Source organism: Microbacterium sp. NPDC055988, from assembly GCF_042269505.1.
Lineage (GTDB): Bacteria > Actinomycetota > Actinomycetes > Actinomycetales > Microbacteriaceae > Microbacterium.
On record NZ_JBHJXY010000001.1, the window covers coordinates 1,803,946 to 1,828,978 of the forward strand.

The window sequence follows — 25,033 nt, forward strand, 5'->3', positions numbered from 1 at the left end:
ATGGGGAATCTGGGTTCTGGGGAGCTGCAGTGTTCAATGTTTCATCATGCCGTTCTGGGGACGGCTCTTCGCGCTCGAGACGCGCGTCGTTCATCGCGCCTCTGGTGGCGCTCGCGCTCGTGACGGCAGGCTGCACCGCAGCCCCCGAGGCCTCCGAGACGCCGACGCCCGAGGGCACAAGCACCACCGACTGGACGCCGCCGGCTGACGATGAGGCCGCAGGGCCCACCGAGGCTCCGGCGCTGACGGAGGAGAGCGGCGCGCTCGACGAGCCGATCACCCTGTCCACAGACATGGTCGTCACCGTCGACGAGGTGTCGACCATCACCGTCGAACCCGAGACGCCGGGCGAGTACGCCGGTCCGGCCGTCGTCGTCGATGTCTCCGTGACCAACGACTCGGACCGGGCGCAGAGCGTCGATTCCGCCGTCGTCAGCCTGACGACGGACGACGGCGACATCGGAGTGTCCACCACGGCGGGGCCGAACGAGCCGCTGACCGGTGAGGTGGCTGCGGGTGCCGAGGCCACCGGCACCTATGTCTTCATGCTCGATCCGACAAAGGGTCGCTCGGTGAAGATCAGCGTCAACTACGCAGCGGGAGAGCCGGTGGCGACTTTCGCCGGCACGCTGCCCTGACGAACGCGCTCCGGCGCACACATTCTCGAATCATCCTTTTCAAGCACTTTCGTAATTTCACACATTCACAACACGTTCTGCGGCTGGGGAGTCACTAATGGGGAACACAACAACCACGAGGCGGGCGCTGGGAGCGCTGGCTTCCGTCGTGACAGCAGCGTTGCTGGTCGCGGGGATGACGACGCTGGGGGCGCAGTCGGCTTCGGCTGCTGACGTCTCGCCGCCGCCGCTGCTGCAGCGCGACGAGAACGTCGTGACGTCGGATCCGATTCCGACGGTCCAGATCGACAACGGCTACGTCTGGTCGCAGACCGTGATCGGGTCGACCGTGTACGCGGTGGGCAAGTTCGACAATGCGCGTGCGCCCCTGGCGGTGCCGGGGACGAGTCTGACCGCGCGGTCCAACGTGCTCGCCTACGACATCAACACGGGACAGCTGCTGTCGTTCGCTCCGCAGGTCAACGGTGTGATCAAGGCGGTCGCGGCCTCGCCCGACGGCAGCCGCATCTACATCGGCGGATCGTTCAACTCGGTGAACGGGCAGGCGCGCTGGAACTTCGCGGCTCTGGACGCGGTGACCGGTCAGCTGGTGCCCGGGTTCAACCCCTCGATCGGCGGCAGCGGTGTCTATGCCATGGCCACGTCGGGGTCCAGTGTCTACGTCGGAGGCCTGTTCACGCAGGGCAACGGCACGGCGCGCAAGAACCTCGCGGCGTTCAACGCCGCCAACGGCGCACTGCTGGGCTGGGCACCGCAGACCGACCTCCAGGTCGATGCGATGGTCATGGACCCCGCAGGCCAGAACGTCATCGCGGCAGGCCGCTTCTCGCAGGTCAACGGCGATCTGACGATGCGCGGCGCTGTTGCCCTCGACAAGTCGTCCGGTGCTGTGGACACCTCCTGGGCGCTGCCGCAGACCGTCAAGAACGGCTCGAACACGGGCGCGAGCTCGGGCAAGGCCGGCATCTTCGGGCTCGCCGCCGATTCCACCGCCGTCTTCGGGACCGGGTGGGTCTACGCCAGCGCCGACGTCGGCAACCTCGAAGGCACGTTCGCGGCTGAAGCCGGGACCGGCCAGGTGCGCTGGATCTCGGACTGCCTCGGCGACCACTACGGCGTGTACTCCACCGGCAAGGTCGTCTACACGACGAGCCACACCCACGCCTGCAGCACGCAGGGCATGCACCCGGAGCAGAACCCGCGCACGCACCGCTACTCCGAGGCGTACACGGCGGACGCCCGCGGAACCCTGGGCAATCAGCCCGCGGCGGGAAGCACCTACAAGAACTGGGCCGGTACTCCGGCGCCGTCCGCGTACGCCTGGACGCCCGACTGGGCTGTCGGTGTCACGACGGGCATGGGACAGGCCGGCCTCTCCATCACCGGAGCCGGCAACATGATCTCGATCGGCGGAGAGTTCCGGTCCGTGAACAACGGACGCTTCGAGGGCCTCGTGCGCTTCTCCACGACGCCGCCGGCCGGAGCGAAGGATGGCCCTCGGGTGTCCGGAGCGAACTGGACCGCCACGGCGCAGTCCTTCATCCCCGGGCGCGTGCGCGTCGCGATCCCGGCCAACTGGGATCGTGACGACCTGAAGCTCACGTATGAGCTGCGCCGCACGGGTACCGCGACGCCGGTCGCCACGACGACCGCCGACGCCACCTGGTGGAACCGTCCCACGGTCAGCCTCGAAGACAAGACGGCGCCTCCGGGAACGCAACAGGAGTACACCGTCGTCGCGAGAGACGGCAACGGCAACGCGGTGAGCAGCCAGGCCGTGAGCGTGGCGGTGACGGCAGGAGCCGCCTCCGCGTACGTCGATGCGGTCACCGCCGACGCCCCGCAGCTCTACTACCCGCTGGGCAATGCCGCACAGGACTGGGCGGGAACGAACACGCCGGTCTTCGGCTCGGGCGTCACGACGTCCACGTCCGGTGTCGAGAACACCGCGACGGGAGCATCGACCTTCACCGGCACGTCGTCGGGGCGGGTCGCGACCACGAACAGAGCAGCCGCTTCGACCGAGTTCTCGACCGAGGTGTGGTTCAAGACCAACACCACCAACGGCGGAAAGCTGCTCGGCTACGGGAGCGCAGCGTCGGGTGATTCCACCAGCTACGACCGTCACCTCTACATGACCAACAACGGTCGGCTCGTCTTCGGCGCCTATGACGGGAACACGCGGACGATCCAGAACAGCACGGCGCTGAACGACAACAACTGGCACCATGCTGTGGCGACGCAGAGCGCAGCCGGGATGAAGCTGTTCATCGACGGCACGCTCGTCGCATCCGACGCCTCCGCCACCACCGCGGAGAACTACCTCGGGTACTGGCGTATCGGTGGGGACAACCTGACCAGCTGGCCCTCGGCGCCGAGCTCCAAGTACTTCAAGGGAGCGCTCGACGAGGTCGCGGTCTACCCGTACGCACTGACCGCGACTCAGGTGCAGACGCACTACGGCGTCGGCAAGGGCTTCGAGGCCCCGACCGCCTCCTTCACGGCTACCGCGACGGACCTCGATGTGGCCTTCGACGCGAGCGCCTCCGCTCCGGCCGGCTCGGCCACGATCACCGGCTACAAGTGGGACTTCGGCGACGAGTCTCCGACGGCCTCCGGGGCGACGGCGTCGCACACGTACTCGGCCTCCGGAACCTACACCGCGAAGCTCACGGTCACGGACAGCAACGGGCTGGCCGCGACGACGGAGAAGCAGGTCGTGGTCCAGGCGGCGAACGTGTTGCCGACGGCGTCCTTCGAGGTCACCGGCACGGGATTGTCGGTCTCGGCGGATGGTTCCGCATCCACGGATTCCGACGGCACCATCGCCTCGTACGCATGGAACTGGGGCGACGGGACCACATCGAGCGGTCAGGTCGCCAGCCATGTGTACGCCACGGCGGGCACGCGCACGGTGACCCTGACCGTCACCGACAACCGTGGCGGCTCCGCGTCGACCACGCGTCAGGCCGTCACCACTCACGCCGACCCGGTTGCCACGTTCACGTCGACGGCTTCGGGTATGACGGTGAACGTCTCTGCCGCGGGGTCGAGTGCCTCCGACGGAGCCACACTCTCCTATTCCTGGAACTGGGGTGACGGCACTCCCGCCGGATCGGGAGCCACTGCCGGCCACACATACAGCCAGGCGGGCGCGCACGACGTCACCCTGACGGTCACCGACAGCCTCGGCGGAACGGCGAGCGTCACCAAGACCGTCACCACGCAGGCTCAGGTGTTCGCGGCGTCCGATTCCTTCGGCCGTGTGGTCTCGAGCGGCTGGGGAGCAGCCGATGCGGGGGGCACGTGGGCGCCCATGAGCGGTTCCGCTGCTGTCACCTCCGTCGCCGACGGCGTGGGCAAGATCAATCTCGCTCCGGGCGAGACGCGCGAGATGCTCCTGCAGGGGACGTCTCTCCTCGACACCTCGGCGCGCATCAGCTACACGCTGTCCGCCGGGCCGTCGACAGGGGTCGCCTACGAGGGGCTCGGCGCGCGGCGCTCCGGTTCGAACGGCTATCGCGCTCTTGCGTGGCACCGCGCTGACGGAGCCACGTGGCTCGTGATCCAGCGCAACGGCACGGCGATCGCCAGCACCGCTGTCGCGGGACTGACCTGGACCGCCGGCAGCACGTTCAACCTGGCGATGGAGACGACCGGTTCGTCGACCACGACCATCCGCGCCAAGCTGTGGGCGGGAGGCGCCGCAGAACCCGCCGGCTGGCAGCTGTCGACGACCGACGCGACCGCGGCCCTGCAGGTCGCTGGAGCGCCGACGGTGTACTCGTACCGTTCCGGTACGGGCACCGGGAGCAACCTCGCGAGCTTCGACAACTTCACACTGAAGAACCTCGGTGCCCCGGCGCCGGAGCCGGAGCCGGAGCCCGAGCCCGAGCCCACCAACGTGGCGCCGACGGCTGCCTTCTCCGCCACCGCGGCGGCACTGACGGTCAACGTCGACGGCAACGCCTCGACCGACTCGGACGGCACCATCGCCTCCTACGCCTGGAACTTCGGCGACGGGACGACGGGGTCGGGAGCGACCAGCTCTCGCACCTACACCGCAGCCGGCACCTACACGGTGACGCTCACGGTGACCGACAACAAGGGGGCGACGCACACCGCCACCAAGCAGGTCACGGTCGCCGCGGCTCCCGTCGACCCGGATCCCGAGCCCGAGCCCGCCCCGCTGGCCGGTGACGAGTTCGACCGGACTTCCGGGCCCGGGTGGGGCAGCGCAACCGTCGGAGGTGCCTGGTCGATCGCCGGCGGCTCGCAGGCGGCGGCCACCGTCGCCGACGGACAGGGAAAGATGGCCCTGATCGCCGGGGACACGCGGCACGCCACGCTCAACACCACGTCCATCACCGACGCGGTTCTCCAGACGCAGTTCCGGGTCGATCAGGCGCCGGCGACCGGCGGCGCCTACGTGGGAGTCATCGCGCGTCAGTCGGCCGCCGGCAAGTACCTGGTGCGTGCGTGGCTCCGTCCTGACGGGACGATCTGGCTCGTGGCCCATCGCGAAGGCACCGTGCTGCTCGCGCAGCCCGTGGCGGGACTCGCCTTCTCGGCGAACACCTCGTACACGCTGAAGGTCTCCGTCACCGGTACGTCGTCCACGGCGATCTCGGCGAAGATCTGGGCGACGGGCGGCACAGAGCCGGCGAGCTGGCAGCTCAACACCACGGATGCGACGCCGTTGCAGGCGGCCGGGTCGGTCGGATTGAGCGGCAACCGTTCGGGGAACGCGACGGCGGCACTGGGTGTCTCCTTCGACTCGTTCCGGGTGACCGCCCCGTAGCAGCATCAGGCGACGCATGTGAGGTGCGTTCCCGGACGCCGGCAATCCGAGCCGGCGTCCGAGGGCGTGCCTCACTCGCCTTTGCGCGCTGACGTGTTACACATTGATGAGGTCGGCAGCCGGCGCGAGGGGAGGCTCATGAGATTCGTTGAGCGTCACCACCCCCGAGTAGGATCCTGACGCATGGCCACTGCTGTTCCGATCGTGCTCCTCGCAGTCGGAGGTCTCGCCGCACTGGCCCTCGTCGTCCTGGTTCTCCGGATGATGCCCCGAGCGGCGTTCGCCGTCTGGGCGTGCGTGCTCTTCTTCGTCCCGCTCTGGGTGGGTGTGAACATCAGCTTCTACTGGGCCGCGATCACGCTCCTCACGGGGCTGCTGATCGTCGTCAACTGGTCGATCGTGCCGTTGCGGGCGGCCGACGCCTGGGTCGCCGTCTTCATCGTCGTCATCGTCGGCCTGTACGCCTTCGGCTCGGTGGACCTCGCGTCTCTCGTCGCCGCACTGCTCGAATGGGTCATCCCGTACATCTGGGGTCGGGTGGTGCTCGCCCGGGTCGGGACCGCGTGGGTGACTTCGACGATCGCTGTCGTCGCCGTCATCGCCGCGGTACTCGCCGTCGTGGAGTTCTTCACATCGTTCAACCCGTTCGTGCTCATCCCGGGGTCCGGGGTCGTCTACGACACCTGGAGCCCGTTGCAGGAACGCGGGGGAGTGCTGAGAGCGGAAGGCGCTTTCGGGCACTCGATCGCGCTCGGCGCAGCCCTGGCGATGTCGTCGGCCTTCGTCGTCGCGACCCGGTGGCGACTCCTCCCCAAGATCAGCGGAGTGGTGATCATCGCGGTGGCGACGGTCCTCACCTTCAGTCGCGTGGGTCTGCTCACGCTCGTGCTCACGCTCGTGCTGTCCACGTTCCTGATCGTCGGCGTCTCCACCCGCTTCCGGGTGACGGTCGCCGTGGCCGGCGCGATCGGAACGGCCATCGTCATCCCCATCATCGACACCGTCTTCGGAGCGGCCGGGGAGGAGGCGGGCGGGAGCGCGGATTATCGGACCGATCTGCTCGTGCTCCTCGAACAGGTGCAGGTCTTCGGCAACCCGGGCGACTGGCACTCCCTCGTCACGGGCGACTATTACCTCGGCTACTTCGCCCGCTCCGTCGACAACGCGCTCGTCCTCACCCTGCTGCGGTACGGGTACGTGCCGACCTTCCTCATCATGGCCGCGGTCGTGTGCGCTGCGTGGATGGCGCTGAGGCGTTCGACGCGAAGCCCGGCTGCGCTCGCGGTCGTCGGGCAGCTTCCGAGTCTGGTGGTCGTGGCCCTCATCACGCAGTACAGCATGTTCCTCTGGTTCTGCGTCGGTCTCGCCATCACCTGGGCCAGAGATGCGGCCGGGCTCGGGGGGACCGACGAAGAAGTCGCGGGCGTCGACATCGGTGCTTCGGAGGGGCTGCGACTGCCGAGCAGCGCCCGGCCGTCGCATCCACAATCGTGAGGCTGGCGAAACGTTGACTCATCTAGAATCGAAATCTCAGGGGGAATGGGGAACCATGGGCGAGAGCCGGGTCAGTCTGCGCGTCATCGCGAGTTCGCTGCGCAAGTTCTGGTGGCTGATCGTGCTGACCGCCGTTCTCGGCGCAGCGGGGTCCTACGGATACGCGTCCCTGCAGACACCGCTCTTCCAAGCGACGACCTCTCTGTACTTCGCTCTCAATCAGGGAACCAGCGCCTCCGACCTCAATCAGGGGTCGGTGTACACGCAGAGCCAGATGCTGTCCTTCGCTCAGCTCGCCACCAGCTCGCGGGTGCTCGAGCCCGTCATCGAAGAGCTCGACCTCGACACCACTCCGCGTGCCCTGGCCCGTGACATCGAAGTCTCGATCCCGCAGAGCACGGTCACGCTCCGGGTGACCGGAATCGCGGACGACGCGGAAGCTTCGGCAGATCTGGCGAACGCCGTCGCAGACCAGCTCATCGTCGCCGTCAAAGACGTGGCTCCCAAGGATCCGCAGGGCGAGTCCACGATCACAGCCCAGGTCATCGATGACGCGGTGGTGCCGGAGTTCCAGTTCACACCGAGCAAGCCTCGTGATGCCCTTCTCGGCGGCTTTCTCGGCGGGGTGCTCGGTCTGGCCGTCGCCATCCTGATCGGGGTGCTCGACACCCGAGTGCGCAACGAGGAGACGCTCACGCAGGCAGGGGGCGACCCCGTGCTGGGCGTCGTCTCGAAGTCCGCGCTGCTGGCGACGCGCGGCATCGCCGTGGCGCAGGAGCCGCTCGGACACACGTCGGAGGAGTTCCGCCGCATCCGCTCCGCGCTCGCCTACGCGAACGTGTCGTCGCGCGTGAAGGTGCTCCTGGTCACCTCTGGCATGCCGGCCGAGGGCAAGTCGACGGTATCGGTGAACCTGGCCATGACGCTCGCGGGCCTCCGCAACTCCGTGCTGCTGATCGACGCCGACATGCGCCGTCCACGAGCGCACGAGCACGCCGGCATCGACGGCTCGATCGGTCTCACGAGTGTTCTGCTGGACGAGGTCGAGTTCGAGGTGGCCAAGCACAGCGTCGCCGACAGCACTCTGGACATCCTCCCCGCCGGCACGGTGCCGCCCAATCCCGCCGAGCTGCTCACGTCGTCGCGCATGGCGCAGCTGCTCGATTTCGCCGCGGCGGAGTACGACTATGTCGTGATCGATTCGCCACCGACGCTGAGCGTCGCGGACGCGAACCTCTTCGCCACGCAGACCGACGGCGTCATCCTCGTCGTCGATGCGACCAAGACCCGCCGTGCTGCGCTGACGAAGAGCATCAAGTCGCTGGAATCCGGCGGTGCCCGCATTCTCGGGACGGTGCTGAACAGGGCTCGTCCCGATCGGCATCGCAGCGAGTACTACAGCGATTGACCCCGAAGCGCGGTCCACGCCATCATGGCGTGTATATCGGTCGGAGGGCGCAGTCCGTTTGTCTTTGCCTCCCGAGCCGGTTACTCTTCATGAGTTGCGAGGGGGACTCGCACTTCACCGCCGGGGTGTAAACAGCGGCGAGGTGCTGGTTGATCGTAGAACCTGCCCCAGAAAACGGTGACATCATGTCCTTTCCGTTCCTTGTGCTCCCCCCTTCTCGGGGGACCTCCTCTCGGCTCCGACAGCGCCCCCGGCGGGCGGTCGCGGGTGCTCTCGCCGCCGTGCTGGGGGTCACCGCCGCCCTGACGTCGGTGCCGGCGTCCGCTTCGGCAGACGTCTCCCCGGCAGCGACGCGCCCTGCAGCGGCGGCTCCTGCGCCCGTCATCGACGACGACATGGACCGCACCGTCGGTGCCGGATGGGGATCGTCGACCGTCGGCGCGTGGCGCGTCGTCGAAGGCTCCTCCAGTGTCACGGGTGATGTGGCGCTGCTCGCCAGCCGCAAGCCGGGGATCACCGCCCGGGCGAGCGTCGCCGGCGTCTCGGCTGCCGACGTCGACAGCCGGTTCTCGCTCTCCATCCCGAAGCTCCCCGTCGGCGGGCCGCTCTATCTGGCCCAGGCGGTCCGTGTCTCCGGCAAGGATTCGTACGCGGTGCGGGTGCGCGTTCACCCTGATGGCTCTGCCTACGTGTCCGTCGTGCGACTCGCCGACCTCACCGGAGTGCAGAACCTCGCTGAGCGCCGCCTGCCGCTGACCGTGAAGAGTGGAACCTCGCTCGACGTGGCGCTTCGCGTGACCGGTACCAACCCGGTCGCCCTCTCGGCGAAGGCGTGGGTCTCCGGTACTGCGGAGCCGGCGGCGTGGCAGGTGTCGCACACGGATGCATCCTCCACCCGCATCCAGAAGCCCGGTGGCTACGCCTTCGCGCTCTACACCTCTTCCGGAGCGAAGTCGGCGGTGCCCGTCGGCATCGACGACATCCACGCCACCGCCGTCGCTGCTCCGACGCCGACCCCGACGCCGACCCCGAAACCGACGCCTGCTCCGGCGCCCGCGCCTGCTCCGGCGCCCGCGCCGGCACCCGCTCCTGCTCCGGCCCCTGCTCCGGCACCGGCCACGCCGGTGGGCGTGCGTGGCGAACCGGGCGCGCGAGTCCCTGGCTCTCTCTCCTACGAGGCTCCGGCGACGGCGATCTATGCCGCGCCCTCGGGGTCAGACGGCGCTGCCGGCACCAAGAACTCACCGGTCAAGACGATCGGAGCCGCGCTGCGTCTGGTCCCGAACGGCGGGACCATCGTCCTGCGCGGGGGCACGTATCACGAGCAGGTCGTGATCCCGCCGCAGAAGAAGGTCACCATCCAGCCGGCGTCGAACGAGGCGGTCTGGCTCGACGGGGCGAAGTCGGTCACCGGGTGGAAGGCATCAGGAAGCACCTGGGTGGTCGACGGCTGGACGACCAAGCTCGACTCCAGCCCGACCTACGTCAAGGGCGCCCCCGACTACACCCAGGCTGACTGGCGCTTCATCGACCCGGCGCGTCCGATGGCCGCTCATCCGGACCAGGTCTGGGTGGCAGGCGTGCAACTGAGCGAGGTCGCCACCGCAGCGCAGGTGAAGGCGGGGACGTTCTTCGTCGATGACGCAGCGAAGCGACTCGTGATCGGCACGAACCCCACGGGCAAGACGGTCGAGGCGGGCGTGCTCTCGCAGGCCCTCTCGATTCGCTCGGTCGGGTCGGAGATCCGGGGGATCGGCGTTCGTCGATACGCCACCTCCGTTCCCGAGATGGGCACGGTGATCGCGGCGGCTGCCGACGTGTCGCTCACGGATGTGACGATCCGCGACAACTCCACGACCGGCTTCTACTCGTGGTCTCCGCGCACGACCTTGACCCGGGTGTCGTTGATCGGTAACGGACTGCTCGGGGGCGGCGCCTCCCAGGCCGACGGACTCAAGGTCACGCAGATGCTCTCCACGGGCAACAACTCGGAGGGCTTCAACCACTCCCCGGTCTCGGGTGCCTTCAAGGTCACGCGAACGCAGAAGGTGACCGTGACCGACAGCGCGTTCACCGGGAACAAAGGGCGCGGGCCGTGGTTCGACGAGTCGGTCCTCGACATCGCCTTCACCGGCAACGACGTGATCGGCAACACCGGTCACGGCCTGATGGTCGAACTGTCCGAGCGTGCGGTGGTCGCGGACAACATCATCGCCCGCAACGGAGACTTCGGCCTCTTCGTACTCAACTCCGGCAATGTGAAGATCTGGAACAACACATTCGTCGGGAATGCGAACCGCAACATCAGCATCGGGCAGGACTCGCGCCGCGCGTCCGACCCGAACGCGGCGGGTCATGACCCCCGCACGCGGTACGCACCGCTGGCGCCCTGGATCGTTCGGAACACCGTGGTGTCGAACAATGTCATCGCGGAAAGCGCCGGCAACTGCCTCGTGTGCGTGCAGGACTTCTCGCTGGTGTTCACCGGTGCGCAGATGGTGTCGAGTATCGACGGCAACCTCTACCACCGCGCGGCTCCGGGCACTCCGCGATGGTTCTCGGCATGGTCCAGGGGTGCGGTGTCGAGGGACCCGGCGGTCACCGATACGCTCGCGGCCTTCACCGCAGCGACCGGGCACGACCGTCGGTCGCAGTTCGTCGAAGGCCCGAGCATCGTCGGCGCCGGGTACGCGCTGCTGACCCCCCGGACGCCGGGTCAGGCATCGGGAGCGGTGCCCGTACCGGCAGATGTGGCCTCGGTATCGCGACTCCCCGCCAACAGCGCGACACTGGGGGCCCAGCAGCGGTGACGATGTAGGTATGGGTTCACTTCTCGCTGTCGGCGCCCGCGCGCTGACGATGGTCATCGCGCTTGTCTGTGGCGTTCTCACGACGCGCATGATCATCGGCGGCGCGGGCGTCGACAGCTTCGCCCTCTACACCTTGCTGATCACGATCCCCTCGCTGCTGACGTTCACCGACCTCGGCAGCGGGGCGGTCCTGGTCAACGCCGTCGCAACGAGCGACGATGTGCGCACGGACGAGAAGCTGAGGTATCAGCTCACCTCCGTCGGCCGGGTGCTGCTCCTGTTCGCGGCGAGTGCGATGGCGATCAACACCGTCCTCGTGCTCACCGGGGCGTGGGAGGTCGTCTTCGGGGAGGCCGGCGGACGCCCGGGGGCGTCACTCGCGGCGTTCTACTGCGTGACGATCTTCTGCCTCGGGATTCCGCTCGGTGTCTGGGCGCGCATCATGCTGGGCCAGCGACGCAATCACGTCGTGATCCTCCTCCAGGGATTGATCTCGCCGCTGACGATGGTGGGCGTGTGGTTGATCCTCACCCTGGGCGGGGAGAACCTGCACTCGTTCGTCGCGATCGCATCCTTCGCGGCGTCCTTCCTCGTCTCGGTGCTGGGCATCCTGATCACGGCACGCACGACATCGCCCCTCATCCCGTCGGCGGCCCGGATGGTCCTGCGTCCGCGGCGGTTTCCCGGCGTGCGCGTGATGGATGTCGGCTGGCCGATGCTGGCGCAGATGGTGACGTATCCGATCGCCGTGGGTTCGCAGCGCTACGTGATCGCTCAGCTCGGCGGGCCGACGGATGTCGCCGAATACGGAGTGGCCGGACAGGTCTTCTTCGCACTCAACGGGCTGGTGATGGCCGGTGGGCTGGCGCTGTGGCCGCATTTCGCCCGCAAGCGCCACGACGGCGGTCTCCAGCGCGGTCCGTTCCTGCTCTCCGCGCTGTTCGCCACCGCCATCGCGGTCGCGACGGTCATGGTCTGGCTGGTCGGCCCGTGGCTCTTCGGCTTCATCACACAGGGTGAGCTGACCGTGCGTCCGAGCACCATCTTCGCCTTCGGCCTCATGATCATGATGACCGCAGCCGTGTACCCGCTGGGGATGTTCATCATGGACAAGCCCGGCATCCGCTTCCAGGTCATCCCCACGCTGAGCATGGCGGCCGTGGGCATCGGACTCTCGTTCGTCCTCACCCCGGTGCTCGGCATCGCCGGACCTCTGATCGGCGTGGCGTTCGCATTGCTGGTGTGCCAGCTGATCCCGTTCTCGATCTACATCGTGCGTCACAAGACGCGGCTCACGGCCGGCAGCCAGGAGTCGGTGCCGCAGCCGAGCGACGACGTCGCGTAGACGGGCGTCCGCGCGGCGGCCGGGTCAGGGCAGGACGTGCGCGGTGATGCTCGAGCGGTACACGTCGGGGGCGTGGCGTCGGAGCGCCTCGGCGCGGCTGTCGGCGACGGTCGAGACCATCTCGTCCCAGCGCGCATGGATGTCGGTCAGCGCGGTGGCGATCGACTCCGCGTCGCCGGCGGTCACCAGCTGGGCGGTGGCGTATCCACCCGCTGCCTCGCGAAGCCCGCTGCTGTCGCTCGCGATCACGGGCCGCAGAGCGAGGATGCCCTCGACGGCCGTGTTCCCGAACGGTTCGTCGACGCGTGAGGGGACGACGAGGACATCCGCTTCGGCGAGGAACGGCCAGATTTCGGAATGGAACCCGGCGAAGTCGACGGGCACGCCTGCCGCTGCGGCCTGTTCTCGAAGGTCGCGCTCGAACCACTCGTACCCTTCGAAGACCGCGCCGAGAAGGGTGACGTCGACGCCCCGTCCCGCGGCATGCAGCGCTGAGGCGGCCTCGATGACGAGGTCGGGACCCTTACGCGGCGACAGCCGGCCGATGTAGAGCACGCGAAGCGCCCGTTCGATGCGCGGACGGGGCGAGATCGGATGCGGAGGAGAGGCGACGCCGTTGTAGACCACGTGCGCACGTCGCGCGAGGATCGGCAACGCGGCGCGGATCGTGTCGAGGCTGAACCGGCTGTTCACGATCGTGCGCTCAGAGGCGAGATGCGGTGAGTAGAGGATGCCGTTCACGATCCTGTTTCCGGACGCCTCGGCTTCATGTACGTGACTCACCGAGCGGGTCCGCCGCAGCCGCGCGATCAGCGGCCACTGGGGGATGATGATCGTCGAGACGTACACGGCGTCGGGCCGAATCCGTCCGATCAGTCGCCATGCGGCACCGAGGCCGCGGAAGGTGTCACGGAAGAGGCGGGGCAGCCCGCGCGGAGTCAGCAGGACTTTTCGCAGGACCAGCATCGGGATGATGACCACCTCGGCACCGGCCGCGCGGAGCTCCGGGACGAGCAGGCCTGAACTCGGCAGCGCGACCACGACCCGTGCGCCCGCTTGGACCAGGCCGATCGCGCTCTCGAGCAGCATCCGGTCCGAACCGAACATCTCCGCGCCGGGGTGCACGAGAAGGACTGTGCGCCCGTTTCCGCCGCCGCTCATCGCGTTGCCGGATCGGCAGGAGCGGGGGACCAGTCGGTGGTGCGCCGCCGCGCTCGTCGCGCCGATCGATGGATGCTCGATCCCTCCGCGAGCCTGTGTGCGAGGGCCTCGTACTCATCCGCGACATCGTCCCAACGGAACCGGGTGCGCGCGATCTCCTGCACGATCTTCCCTCGTGAGGCGGTCAGGTCCTGGTCGGTCTCCGCGGCGAGGACCTGAGCGGCGACGTCGGCGGCATCGGTGAAGAACCATCCGTTGCCGTCGAGCACTTCGCGGTTGAAGGGCACATCGAAGCCGATCACCGCTGTTCCGGCACCCATGGCGCGCAGGAGCGAAGGGTTCGTGCCACCGACGGAATGGCCGTGCAGATACGTCATCGCGTTCGCATAGAGGGCATCGAGCAGCTCCTGGTCGTACACGCCGCCGACGAGTCTGATCCGTTCGTCGCCCTCGGCAACGCGCTGGATCTCCTGGGTGTAGCCGGCGCTGTACGGCGCCGACCCGACGACGACGAGCGGGAGCTTCGCATCGCTGTCGCGGTACCCCTCGACGATCTCGAGTACGTGGTTCTCGGGCTCGAACCTGGCCACGACGAGGTGGTAGCCGCCCGAGGTGAGCCCCATCTCAGCGACGCCGCGTTCCGGCAGCTCTTCGAGGATCGGGGCGCCGTAGCGGATCATCTCCGTCGGGACGTCGAACTGATGGCGGTAGTAGTCGGCGATTCCCGGTGCATCCGCGATCAACGCGTCGGCGGTCCGGACGCCGAACTGCTCGGCCCACCGGTAGTAGGCCCTGCCGCGCGGGCCCCACTTCGAGCGGCGCCATTCGAGGCCGTCCATGTGCAGGGCGACGGCGGCCCGGCGCAGACGGAGGAGCGGGAGGAAGGGCGAGTTGGCGGCATTGAACACGAAGGTCGCGTCCGGGCGCCTCCGAAAGCACAGGTGAAGTGCCGATAGCCCGGTGTGGCTGAGCGTCTCGACCTGTTTCACCGGGACGGCGGGAAGGTGCACGACCTTCATGCCGAGGTACTCCTTCTCCCGATGCTCCGACCCGCGCGTGTAGACGACGACGTCGTGACCGCGATCCGCGAGACGGCGGCCGACTTCCTCGACCGCCGTCTCGAATCCGCCGTATGCCGCGGGCACTCCTCGGGTCCCCACCATCGCGATGGTGAGGCGGTTCGAATTGCTCATTCGATCAGTATGCCCCGCTGGGCTGCACCATGACCTTGGCAGTTCGCCACATGATCTGCAGGTCATTCATCACGGACCAGTTCTCCACGTAACGCAGGTCGAGGCGCACGCTCTCATCCCACGAGAGGTCGCTGCGGCCCGAGACCTGCCACAGACCGGTGATCCCCGGCTTGATGTAGAGGCGGCGGAAAACCGTGCCGTCGTAGGCGGTGACCTCGCTCGGCAGCGGCGGACGGGGTCCGACGACGCTCATGTCGCCCACGAGCACGTTCCAGAACTGCGGCAGCTCATCGAGCGAGAGCTTGCGCAGCACTCGACCGACGCGGGTGACGCGCGGGTCGTCCTTCATCTTGAAGAGGAGGCCGGAGCCCTCGTTCTGCGCCTTGAGCGCGGCGAGCTGCTGCTCGGCGTCGGTCTTCATGGAGCGGAACTTGACCATCTTGAACCGGCGACCGTCACGGCCGACCCGCTCCTGGAAGAAGAAGACCGGACCCGGCGAGTCGAGCTTGATCAGCAGTGCCAGCACCGGCGCGATCAGAGCGATCGGGATGAGCGCCAAGGTCGCCACCGCGGCGTCCAGCGCCCGCTTGAGCAGGTGCTGGCCACCTTCATAGGTCGGAATCTGCACCTGGATCAGCGGCAGACCTTCGACCGGGGCGAAAGAGATGCGCGGACCCGCGACATCGGTGAGGCGGCTGGAGAGCACGAGCTCGGCAGCGGTCCCTTCGAGCTGCCAGCTCAACTGCTTCACGAACTCCGGCTCACCTTCGGGTCGGCTCGCCACGATGATCGTGTCTGCGCCGACTTCGGCGGCGATCGACGACACGGAGTTCACGTTCCCCAGAACCGGGAACCGCGTGTCGTCGATCACGATGTCGCGCGCGTTGCCGTCGAGCAGCGTCGCGCCGACCACCTGGTACCCGGATGCGCCGATCGGGTGCAGCGTCCGGACCACATACTCCACGTCGTCCCTGTTGCCGACGACGAGAGTGCGGGAGGCGAACCTCCCCTGGGAGCGCTGCGTCTGCAGCCAGTGGCGCCACAGCCACCTGGTCACCAGAAGCGTCAGCACACCGACGGGCAGCCCCAGCAGCAGCGTCAGTTGCATCGACTTCCATGCGAGCAGGACCGCCACGATGGCGATGATCCCGAATGCGAGTCCGGTGGCGTGCACGACGCCGCGGTACTCGGTGGCGCTGGCGCGGAACAACGCGGCGTCCCGCGTGTGCATCGCGCTGAGCATGAGGTACCACAGTGCGGCGAGCGGGATGCCGTCGCGCAGGACCTCTGCCCCGGAGACACCGGTGACCAGCTGGATCGCTGCCGTCAGACCGAGCGCGAACAGGATGACGGCCGCATCCGTGATCCGCAACCGCATCCGATAGCGACGCTCCCACTGACGGCGCCGTTCCAGAGTCGCCGAAGCGCGCGGTGTGACCACCGTGCGCGTCACCGACTTGGTGGCTCGCGGAGCCGCGACCGGCACGAAGGCCGTGCGAGTGATGCTCAGGGCATCCTCGACGGAAGTCATGCCGAGGCTCCTTGAGCCGTGAATGTACGCAAAAATCCCCAGTGCGACATGTGTTTCCCCAGTTTCCCCAGACCATGAACCCCACGTTCACGGCGTCGTCTGCGTCCCGACCCCTCGGGTCCTGCTGAAACTCCCCGTGATTCCCACATCACGGAGTGCGTTCTCACCGTCCCACACGGTGATCGCTGACAGCAGGCACTGCAGACTTTCTTACTGTAGCGGAACCTCCCTATGAATCGGAAGTATTTCTCACGAATGGACGAACTCGTCTCCCGAACGGGTGCCCGGCGAGCGCTATTCTGTGGCGGGTGACCGCCGATTCCGTCGCCTCGCGCTTCCATCTCCGCACGATGTCGCCTCGTGATCCCTCGCAGCCGCATCGCACCGCGAGCGCCCTCGAGCTGTTCTTCGATCTGGTGTTCGTCGTGGCGGTGAGCATCGCCTCGGCGCAGTTGCATCACGCACTCGGTCATGGCGACTTCCTGCACGGGGTCACCTCCTACGCCATGGTGTTCTTCGCGATCTGGTGGGCGTGGATGAACTTCACGTGGTTCGCCACCTCCTTCGACACCGATGACTGGCTCTACCGCGTGACGACGTTCGTCCAGATGGGAGGAGTCCTGGTTCTCGCCGCGGGTATCCCCGGCGCGTTCGTCGAAGGGGACTTCACCATCCCCGTGCTCGGCTACGTCGTGATGCGCATCGCGATGGTCGCGCAGTGGCTGCGTGCCTCGCGTTCGGCCGGGCCGCTGCGCTCGGCGACCCGACGGTATGCGTTCGGGATCGCTGCGGTGCAGGTGCTGTGGGTGCTCTTCCTCCTCATTCCGACCGGATCTCTGCAGCTGATCGCCTTCGTGGTGTTCGCGCTCATCGAGATCGGCGTCCCGGTGTTCGCCGAGTACCGTCGGCAGACGCCGTGGCACCCGCACCACATCACCGAGCGGTACGGACTGTTCACGCTGATCGTCCTCGGTGAGAGCCTGCTGGCGTCGGCCAACGCCATCATCGACGCGCTCGACGAGGTCGACTCCCTCGGTCCGCTGATCGCCATCGCAGTGCTCACCCTCGTGGTGACCGCATCCCTCTGGTGGATCTACTTCTGGCCGCCGCATCACCGCGCGATCACGACCTTTCGGCGCTCGCTTCGCTACGGCTACACCCATTACTTCGTGTTCGCGGCCGCTGCCGCGTTCTCGGCCGGGATCGAAGTCGAGATCGACGTCTTGACGGGGGTCAGCCACCTGTCCAATGTCGCCGCCTCGTTCACCGTCACCATCCCGATCGCGACGTTCCTCATCGGCATCTGGTGGATCGCGATCCGCGAGAACGCCGACCGCGTCGTGAACACGGTCGTCCCGCTGGGCGCACTGCTGGTGCTGTTGGATCCCGTGCTCCCCATCCCCGTGACGCTGACAGCCGCGATCCTCGTCTGCATCGTCGTGGTGCTCGTGATCCGACCGCCGGTGGTGCGGGAGGACATGGTCAACACATAGGCCGAGCAAAGACGCCTGATCAGGTGCTCGGGAACCATGGTGGTCGACCACCACCGGTCCGCTCGAGAGGAGCCAGATCATGCGCATTCCCGAACCCACTCAGACCCCCGACGGCCCCGCATACGAGGGGCGGTTGCTCGACCGCGTCGATGAGGAGGTCGTCGATCAGGGCGCGGCGTTCGACATCCGTACGCTGATGAGCAGGCGGGGCGTCCTCGGTCTGGCCGGCATGGGGCTCGGCGCCGTCGTGCTCGCGGCCTGCGCGCCCATTGCCTCGGGTGGTTCCTCGGGTGTGGCGACGCCGTCCGCGTCCGCCGACGACAGCGACGGCGCGGCGAGCGCGACGGAGATCCCCGATGAGACGGCCGGACCCTATCCGGGTGACGGGTCGAACGGTCCCGACGTGCTCGAGGACTCGGGTATCGTCCGTCAGGACATCCGCTCGTCAATCGATGGAGCGGCGACCGCGGACGGGGTGCCGCTCACGTTCGAGCTGCAGATCCTCGATCTGGCCAACGGGGGCGTGCCCTTCGCCGGGGTCGCGGTCTATGCCTGGCACTGCACCGCGCAGGGCGAGTACTCGATGTACTCCTCCGGCCTGGAAGACGTCACGTATCTGAGAGGCGTGCAGGTGGCGGATGCCGACGGAGCAGTGTCGTTCACGTCGGTCTTTCCCGGCTGCTACGCCGGCCGCTGGCCGCACATCCACTTCGAGATCTATCCGGATGTGGCGTCGATCACCGATTCGTCGACGGCGATCGCCACGTCGCAGCTCGCGCTTCCCGAGGCGGCATGCGCGGCCGTGTACGCGGACGTGGCCTACGACGGATCTGCGCGGAACCTCGCGCAGATCACGCTCGAGAGCGACAACGTGTTCGGCGAAGACTCCGGGGCCCTCCAGATCGCGACCGTCAGCGGGGGAGTCTCGGCGGGATACATCGCCGCGTTGACGGTCGGCGTCGACACGACGACGGCACCCACCGCAGGCGCTGCACCCGGAGGCGGGGCGGGAAGACCGGGAAGCGGCGGGCAGCCGCCGGCGAGTTGAGGTCGGCACTGCGGGATTCGAACGCGAGAACCCGATCTGCTATGCTGATGATGCAACGTGTGTGCTCGCCCCCTCTCGGCCGCCACGTCGCCACTGATCAGGGCCATCACGGACCGCGCACATCGATGCGTGCGGATTCCGCCCTCGATCTCACATCTTGCGGAGCGCCGATGCGTGTCCGCCACACAGCAATGAGCATCACCATGAGTACGACCACCTTTCCTCCATCCGATCCGTTGACCTGGAAGCAGGCCGACGCCGACGTGCACGTCGCGACCCGTGCCGGTGAATTCGCCGGATTCGTCGAGTTCGACGGCGCCACCCATCTCGTGCGCGACAACCACGGCTCCGAGCTCGGCACGTTCGATGCCCTCGACGACGCCTTCCGTGCCCTCGAAGAGGCGCACGAGCCTGCGGGGCCCGGACCCGCCTTCGCCCCGATCCTTCCGCGGGCATGGCGTCGGATGACGCGCCGCGCTCGCGCCTGAAACGGGGCTTCACGCACACCGAGAGCAGTCCGTCAAGGGGTGCGGATGTATTCCCGTAGGCGCATGAGGCCGGGGCTACTGTGAGGTAAGCGTTGGGCAATCGCCTTGGGCTTTCACAGCTCAAGGGCTCCGATCGTCAGGAGAAGATCATCTCCATCACACAGATCGAACCGACCGCGGCAACGCTGGGTCCGATTCGTCAGACGTATTCCGGCAACGCGGATTTCCCGCCCATGGCCAAGGCATACAAGCAGGTGTCGCAGGTGGTCAAGGAGACCGGGCTCCTCGGCCGCACGCAGTGGTTCTACGTCTTCGTGGCCGCCGGTATCGCCGTCGCCCTCGGTGGCCTCATCACCGGGTTCATCCTGCTCGGCGACAGCTGGTTCCAGCTGCTCATCGCCGCCGGCCTCGGCATCGTCCTGACGCAGATCGCCTTCCTCGGACACGAGGCCGCGCACCGTCAGATCCTCACCACGGGTCCGGCGAACTTCAAACTCGCCCGCATCGTGATCGCGAGCATCGGCATGAGCTACTCGTGGTGGGACTCGAAGCACACCAAGCACCACGGAAACCCGAACCAGGTCGGCAAGGACCCCGATATCGAGGTCGACACGATCTCCTTCCTCGAGGAGGACGCCGCGAAGGCGAAGGGGTTCATCAAGCTCATCACCCGCAAGCAGGGCTGGCTCTTCTTCCCGCTGCTCACGCTCGAGGGGTTGAACCTCCACTTCCTCGGTCTGAAGTACTTGCTGACGACGAAGAACGTCAAGGGTCGCTGGACCGAGCTGAGCATCATCGCCCTGCGGTTCGCCCTCATCCTCGTGCCCGTGTTCATGATGCTTCCGCTCGGAATGGCGTTCGCCTTCATGGGCGTGCAGTTCGCGGTGTTCGGCGTCTACATGGGTGCCGCGTTCGCTCCGAACCACAAGGGCATGCCGATCATCGAGCCGGGCGCTCGTCTCGACTTCTTCACCAAGCAGGTCCGCACCTCCCGCAACATCAGCGGCGGATGGTGGACGACCTGGCTCATGGGCGGCCTCAACTACCAGGTCGAGCACCACCTCTTCCCGAGCATGCCTCGACCGCACCTGGCGAAGGCGCGCGAGATCGTGCGCGACTACTGCGCAGCGAACGACGTGCCGTACACGGAGACCAGCCTCGGTCGCTCGTACATGATCGTGATCGAGTACCTGAACCGTGTCGGACTCTCCGCCGGCGCCGACCCCTTCGACTGCCCCGCAGTGGCGCAGTTCGGTCGGCCGTAGCGCACAGACATCACCGGGCCCGATCAGTCCGGGAACGACAGAGGCGCGAGCAGGAATCCCTGCTCGCGCCTCTGTCGTTCGCGCGTCTACTTGGAGGACTTCTTCTTGGTCTCCACCACGTCGATCGTGATCTTCTCGAGCGGGCGGTCGTCATCGAGTTCGTCTTCGAGCACCTCATCGCCGAGGAAGGTCTCCTCCGGCGTCTCGTCGGCGACGGCCTCAGCGGGGGCCGGGGCGACCGGTGCGTCGGCTCCGGTGATCTCCGTCGGCAGCGAGTCGTCGGAGAAGATGCCGTCGGGGCGGATGAGTTCCTTGACCTCGGCCATGAAGCTCGACAGCTGCTGCTGCTGCCACCGCAGCTGACGGGTGCGGTCTTCCGCGTCGTGCAGCACCGCAGTCGTGTGACCGGTGACCGAATCGACGATCTTCTGCGCCTTCGCGCGAGCGCGCTCGAGGGTCTCGCGGGCACGCACCTGGGCTTCGGCTTCGATCGCCTGCGCCTGCGAGCGGGTCAGGCGCTCGTAGTCCTCGGCACGAGCCGAGATGCGCTGAGCGTGCTCGAGTGATGCCGAGACCTGCTCGTTCGCGTCATTCGTGATCCGCTCGGCGTGCGCCACGGCCTGGTTGTGCAGCACGAGGAACTCCTGCTGCGCGTCGTCCTGGCGCCGGGTGAGGGTCTCTTCGAACTCCAGCACGCGGGCGTTCATGTCGCGGACATCGCGCTCGGCATCGGCGCGCAGCTGAGTGGTCTCGCGCGTGACGAGAGAGCGTAGGGCTGCCGCCCCCTTCTCGGCCTCGGTGCGGATGGCCGTGGCCTCCTGAGCCGCCTGGTTCACCTTCTCGGCGGCGTGGGCGGCTTCGCGCTCGATGCGAGCCTCGTGCGCCGTGTACTCGGTGTCCATCTTCAGACGAACCTGGTCGGCGTCGCGCTGCGCCTGGGCGGTGATCCGCTCGGCGTCCGCCTCCGCCTCGGCGCGCTGCGCGGTCACTTCTTCGCGTGCGGATGTCATCAGGCGGTCGGCCTGGACGGCTGCGTTCTGGATGAGCACGTTCGCCTGCTCCTCGGCGACCCGCAGGATCGCCTCGAACTGCTGACGAGACGGGGCCTCTTCGCCGTCGGCCTGAGGAGCATCGACGAGCTCGGAAGTGAGGGTCGCGACCTGCTGCTCGGCATCGGATGCCTTGGCGTTCGCCGCCGTCAACTCGCTCTCGAGCGCCTCGCGGGACTTGCGCTCCTCTTCGCGTACGGCTTCGACAGCTTCTTCCTCGCGTGCCTGTGCTTCGGCGACGTCGGCCGCCGCCTGCTTGAGCTGGTTGCGAAGGGTCGCGAGTGCGGCGTCGACCTCGCCCTTGTCGTAGCCGCGGAAACCGACGGTGAACGCGCCCTGCTGGTCACGGGGTGCAGTCTCGATCAGCTGGTCGAAGAAGTCCGGCGAGCGCTCGCCGTCGCGGTCGGCGGTTCCGGAGGATTCGCTCATGAGGTTCATGCCTTTCTGGCGTGGCCACACGGCGGAGCTGCGGCTCCATCCCGATGGACGGGATCGTGCGACCGGAGGAGGAGGTCGTCTGGGCTCACGCCACGACCGTGACCCGGCGGAGGTCCGGCAGGGCGAGGCGCGCCTCCCAGCCTAGTTGCGAAGGCCGGATATTGTGTGCTCGGTTCTGCGAACTCGGTACTAGTTCGGAGCGATCAGGTGGTCCAGGACCAGTTCGCCGGAGGCGTTGAGGGCCTTCATCATCTCGGCGACCAGCCGGGCATCGACGGCGGGCGGTTCGGCCTCGTCGAAGCCGAACTGCAGGGGGATCGCGGGATGGATCCACACCGTCGCCCGCTTGTCGGTTCCGCTCGAAGGGCGCCACGTCATCATGAAGCTCTCCTGGCGGCGGAGCTTGGTCGCGATCACGATCTTCAGGTGCGCAAGGGTCTCGTCCTCGATGAGGATCGGCTCCGACGTGCCGTCATACCTGAGTCTTCCCATGACTGCACGCTACACCGTGAGAGGGCGCGGATCCGCCTCTTCCCCGCGGCGTTCGCGGAAGGATCCCGCAGCACTGGTACGGTGACGACGGAGGGCATCACGTCCCTGGGGCCGCCGAGCAAGAGAGAACTTCGAGATGAAGCGACCGTCCCGTGTGCGCCTCGCCCGCATCGGGATCGCCACCGTGCTCGCGGTCGTGATCGGAGCAGTGGCTCCCTCCCTGTCGGCAAGCACCTCCGCGACAGCTGCTGTCAACGACCAGATGGTGTATCCGTCCTCGGGCAACATCCAGTCGAAGGTCGGCGACGGCTGTCGGGGCAACTACCGTGCGCACGACGGCATCGACATCGGTGGTGGGGGCGGCACGCCGATCGTGGCCTCCTACGGCGGAGTGATCAAGTCCCGCACAGCCAACAGCGGCTACGGCAACTACACCGATATCGAGCATCCCGGCGGTTACGTCACGCGGTATGCGCACATGGCCTCGCCCGGCAAGTACGCCCCCGGCACCCGGGTCTCCCGCGGGCAGCAGATCGGCGTCGTCGGCAACACCGGGAACTCGCCGGCGTATCATCTGCACTTCGAGGTGCGGCTGAACGGCGCGGTGTACACAGCGATCAACAACGGCTTCACCTGCTTGTCGAACGTGGCCCGCGGTGGTGTTCTCCCGCTTTACTTCCCCGGACTCGGTTCTGGGCAGGCGCCGGGCGTCGCTTCGGCCGACTACTCCGGTGACAAGAAGGCCGATCTGCTGACGATCGCCGGCAACGGCGACCTGCGTCTGCGTCCGGGCACCGGTTCCGGCGGCTTCGCGGCGGTGAAGACCCTCTTCAGCGGCTGGGGCGGATCCCGCAGGCACCTCACCCATGCGGACTTCAACAACGACGGCAGGGCTGACATCCTCGCGACCAGGTCCGACGGGGATCTGGAGTTCTACGCCGGCAACGGCGCCGGGGGGTTCGCGCCGGCCATCAGCATCGGCAAGGTCTGGTACGACCTGCTTCACGTGACGTCGGGTGCGGACTACACCGGAGACGGCAAGCAGGATGTGATCGGCGTCTCCGCAACCGGCCTCCTGACGATCTACCGGGGAAACGGCTCCGGTGCGTTCAGCGGACCGCACATCCCGCTCGGCGGAGGATGGCAAGGGTTCCACTTCCTCGTCGGCGGGGACTTCGACAACGACGGCGCCGGCGACATCATGGCGATCGATACGGACGGCGCTCTCCGGTTCTACTCGGGAGTCCCCGGGGGGTTCAGAGCGATGCGGGTGGTCGGGACCGGATTGGGGGAGTTCACCGCCCTGACCGGAGGGGTCGATTACAACGGCGACGGTCACGCCGACCTGCTCGCCCGCACCGCGTCCGGACAGCTCTATCTGTATCCCGGCCTCGGAAACGGCACCTTCGGCGGACGAACCCTGGTGAGCGCAGACTGGGCGGACCACCTCGCCATCGAGTAGCGGCGGCACTCCGTGTCTCGTGCGGAGGCGCGGCGTATCGTTGGCGCATGGCCGACCCGACGTTCGAGGAGATCGCCGCCACGCTGTACAGCGGGCCTCCGGACGCGTTCGTGGCGTCGCGGAAAGCCCGGGCGAGGAGCGTCGACGATCGTGAACTCGCGTCCAGGATCCTCGCGCTGCGAAAGCCGTCGGTCGCGGCCTGGGTGGTGAACGTGTTCGCGCAGGAGCGCGCCGGGCAGCTGGGGGAGGCGCTGCAGCTGGCCGCAGAGCTCCGCGAAGCGCAGGACGACCTGGATGCGCCGGCGCTGGCGAAGCTCGGCAGGGAGCGCCGTGCGCTCACGAGACGCCTTGCGGAGATGGCGGCCGAGCTGGCCGGTTCCCGCGGCGAACGGATAACGCCGGCGACGCGGGATGCGGTCGAGGGCAGCATCTCCGCCGCCTTCTTCGACCCTGCGGCAGCGGGTGCTGTCGCCTCCGGCCGATTGGTGCGGACGATCGAGCCGACCGCGTCGCCCGACGACATCCGCGATGCCGTGGCGGGCGAGATCTCGGTGCTGGAGTCGGTGCCGCAGCGGCCACCGGATGAGCTGCAGGCGCGGCGCGCGCGCCGCGAGGCGGAGCGACTGCTCGCCACAGCCGAGAAGGAGCAAACGGCTGCCGAGCGTGAGCTCGAGAAACGAGACGCGGCGCTTCGGGATCTGCAGGACAGTGCGACGGAACTCGCCGACCGGGTGTCAGAGCTCGAGGCCGAGCTCGCTCGCGCCCGCGCCGAGGCGGCTCGCGTGGGGGAGGATCTGCCCCCTGCGAAAGAGCGGCGTGCAGATGCCGCGAAGCGTGCGGAAACAGCGGCGGATGCCGCCGATCGCGCACGCCGGGCCGTCGACGCGCTGTAGCCCGGTCCGACGCCGGACCCCGCC

The 25,033-nt window shown here is 67.7% G+C and carries 17 protein-coding genes; 12 read left to right on the top strand and 5 right to left on the bottom strand.

Annotated features, from left to right (window positions below; genetic code table 11):
- Positions 1 to 104 precede the first annotated feature (104 nt).
- The 6 genes from ACFC14_RS08685 (at position 105) to ACFC14_RS08710 (ending at position 12,496) form a co-directional block, all read left to right on the top strand.
- Positions 105 to 638 carry a DUF4352 domain-containing protein gene (locus tag ACFC14_RS08685; RefSeq protein ID WP_376103057.1) on the top strand — a complete coding sequence of 178 codons (534 nt, stop codon included), beginning with the start codon at positions 105 to 107 and terminating at the stop codon, positions 636 to 638.
- Between the two features lie 97 nt (positions 639 to 735).
- The gene (locus ACFC14_RS08690) at positions 736 to 5,439 is read left to right on the top strand and encodes a PKD domain-containing protein (protein WP_376103060.1); all 4,704 of its coding nucleotides are present in this window, start codon (positions 736 to 738) and stop codon (positions 5,437 to 5,439) included.
- 183 nt (positions 5,440 to 5,622) lie between these two features.
- On the top strand, positions 5,623 to 6,933 hold the full coding sequence (locus tag ACFC14_RS08695) for a hypothetical protein (RefSeq protein WP_376103063.1): 1,311 nt from the start codon (positions 5,623 to 5,625) through the stop codon (positions 6,931 to 6,933).
- A 55-nt stretch (positions 6,934 to 6,988) separates the two neighbouring features.
- A complete protein-coding gene (locus ACFC14_RS08700) occupies positions 6,989 to 8,341 on the top strand; it encodes a polysaccharide biosynthesis tyrosine autokinase (RefSeq protein WP_136040981.1) in 1,353 nt (450 codons plus the stop codon).
- Positions 8,342 to 8,526: 185 nt separating this feature from the next.
- Positions 8,527 to 11,151 carry a right-handed parallel beta-helix repeat-containing protein gene (locus tag ACFC14_RS08705; RefSeq protein ID WP_376103066.1) on the top strand — a complete coding sequence of 875 codons (2,625 nt, stop codon included), beginning with the start codon at positions 8,527 to 8,529 and terminating at the stop codon, positions 11,149 to 11,151.
- 10 nt (positions 11,152 to 11,161) lie between these two features.
- Positions 11,162 to 12,496 (top strand): lipopolysaccharide biosynthesis protein, encoded by a 1,335-nt coding sequence (locus tag ACFC14_RS08710; RefSeq protein ID WP_376103069.1) that lies wholly within the window; start codon positions 11,162 to 11,164, stop codon positions 12,494 to 12,496.
- A 24-nt stretch (positions 12,497 to 12,520) separates the two neighbouring features.
- Here the strand turns inward: ACFC14_RS08710 and ACFC14_RS08715 are convergent, their stop codons facing one another.
- From ACFC14_RS08715 to ACFC14_RS08725, 3 genes are read right to left on the bottom strand one after another with little or no spacing between them, the layout of a single operon-like run.
- Positions 12,521 to 13,621: a glycosyltransferase family 4 protein gene (locus ACFC14_RS08715; protein WP_376103072.1), complete on the bottom strand. Its 1,101-nt coding sequence runs from the start codon at positions 13,619 to 13,621 to the stop codon at positions 12,521 to 12,523.
- Positions 13,622 to 13,653: 32 nt separating this feature from the next.
- Complete coding sequence (locus ACFC14_RS08720; protein WP_376103074.1) at positions 13,654 to 14,850, bottom strand: DUF1972 domain-containing protein; 1,197 nt, start codon at positions 14,848 to 14,850, stop codon at positions 13,654 to 13,656.
- 4 nt (positions 14,851 to 14,854) lie between these two features.
- Positions 14,855 to 16,381 (bottom strand): sugar transferase, encoded by a 1,527-nt coding sequence (locus tag ACFC14_RS08725; RefSeq protein WP_376103077.1) that lies wholly within the window; start codon positions 16,379 to 16,381, stop codon positions 14,855 to 14,857.
- 350 nt (positions 16,382 to 16,731) lie between these two features.
- Here ACFC14_RS08725 and ACFC14_RS08730 point away from each other — a divergent pair, with 350 nt between their 5' ends.
- From ACFC14_RS08730 to ACFC14_RS08745, 4 genes are all read left to right on the top strand, one after another.
- The gene (locus ACFC14_RS08730; protein WP_376107138.1) at positions 16,732 to 17,874 is read left to right on the top strand and encodes a low temperature requirement protein A; all 1,143 of its coding nucleotides are present in this window, start codon (positions 16,732 to 16,734) and stop codon (positions 17,872 to 17,874) included.
- Positions 17,875 to 17,953: 79 nt separating this feature from the next.
- A complete protein-coding gene (locus tag ACFC14_RS08735; RefSeq protein ID WP_376103079.1) occupies positions 17,954 to 18,922 on the top strand; it encodes an intradiol ring-cleavage dioxygenase in 969 nt (322 codons plus the stop codon).
- Between the two features lie 203 nt (positions 18,923 to 19,125).
- Positions 19,126 to 19,410: a hypothetical protein gene (locus tag ACFC14_RS08740; protein WP_376103082.1), complete on the top strand. Its 285-nt coding sequence runs from the start codon at positions 19,126 to 19,128 to the stop codon at positions 19,408 to 19,410.
- 146 nt (positions 19,411 to 19,556) lie between these two features.
- A complete protein-coding gene (locus tag ACFC14_RS08745; RefSeq protein ID WP_376107141.1) occupies positions 19,557 to 20,675 on the top strand; it encodes a fatty acid desaturase family protein in 1,119 nt (372 codons plus the stop codon).
- 86 nt (positions 20,676 to 20,761) lie between these two features.
- Here the strand turns inward: ACFC14_RS08745 and ACFC14_RS08750 are convergent, their stop codons facing one another.
- Together ACFC14_RS08750 and ACFC14_RS08755 are read right to left on the bottom strand one after the other, a co-directional pair.
- Positions 20,762 to 22,153, bottom strand: a complete 1,392-nt coding sequence (locus tag ACFC14_RS08750) for a cell division initiation protein (RefSeq protein WP_376103083.1) — start codon at positions 22,151 to 22,153, stop codon at positions 20,762 to 20,764.
- Positions 22,154 to 22,351: 198 nt separating this feature from the next.
- Positions 22,352 to 22,654, bottom strand: coding sequence for a hypothetical protein (locus tag ACFC14_RS08755; RefSeq protein WP_376103086.1), 303 nt, complete (start codon positions 22,652 to 22,654; stop codon positions 22,352 to 22,354).
- A gap of 136 nt (positions 22,655 to 22,790) precedes the next feature.
- On the opposite strand from ACFC14_RS08755, the gene ACFC14_RS08760 reads away from it, so the two are divergent.
- Together ACFC14_RS08760 and ACFC14_RS08765 are read left to right on the top strand one after the other, a co-directional pair.
- Positions 22,791 to 24,116 (top strand): FG-GAP-like repeat-containing protein, encoded by a 1,326-nt coding sequence (locus ACFC14_RS08760; RefSeq protein WP_376103089.1) that lies wholly within the window; start codon positions 22,791 to 22,793, stop codon positions 24,114 to 24,116.
- Positions 24,117 to 24,163: 47 nt separating this feature from the next.
- On the top strand, positions 24,164 to 25,009 hold the full coding sequence (locus tag ACFC14_RS08765) for a transposase (RefSeq protein ID WP_376103092.1): 846 nt from the start codon (positions 24,164 to 24,166) through the stop codon (positions 25,007 to 25,009).
- Positions 25,010 to 25,033: the final 24 nt, after the last annotated feature.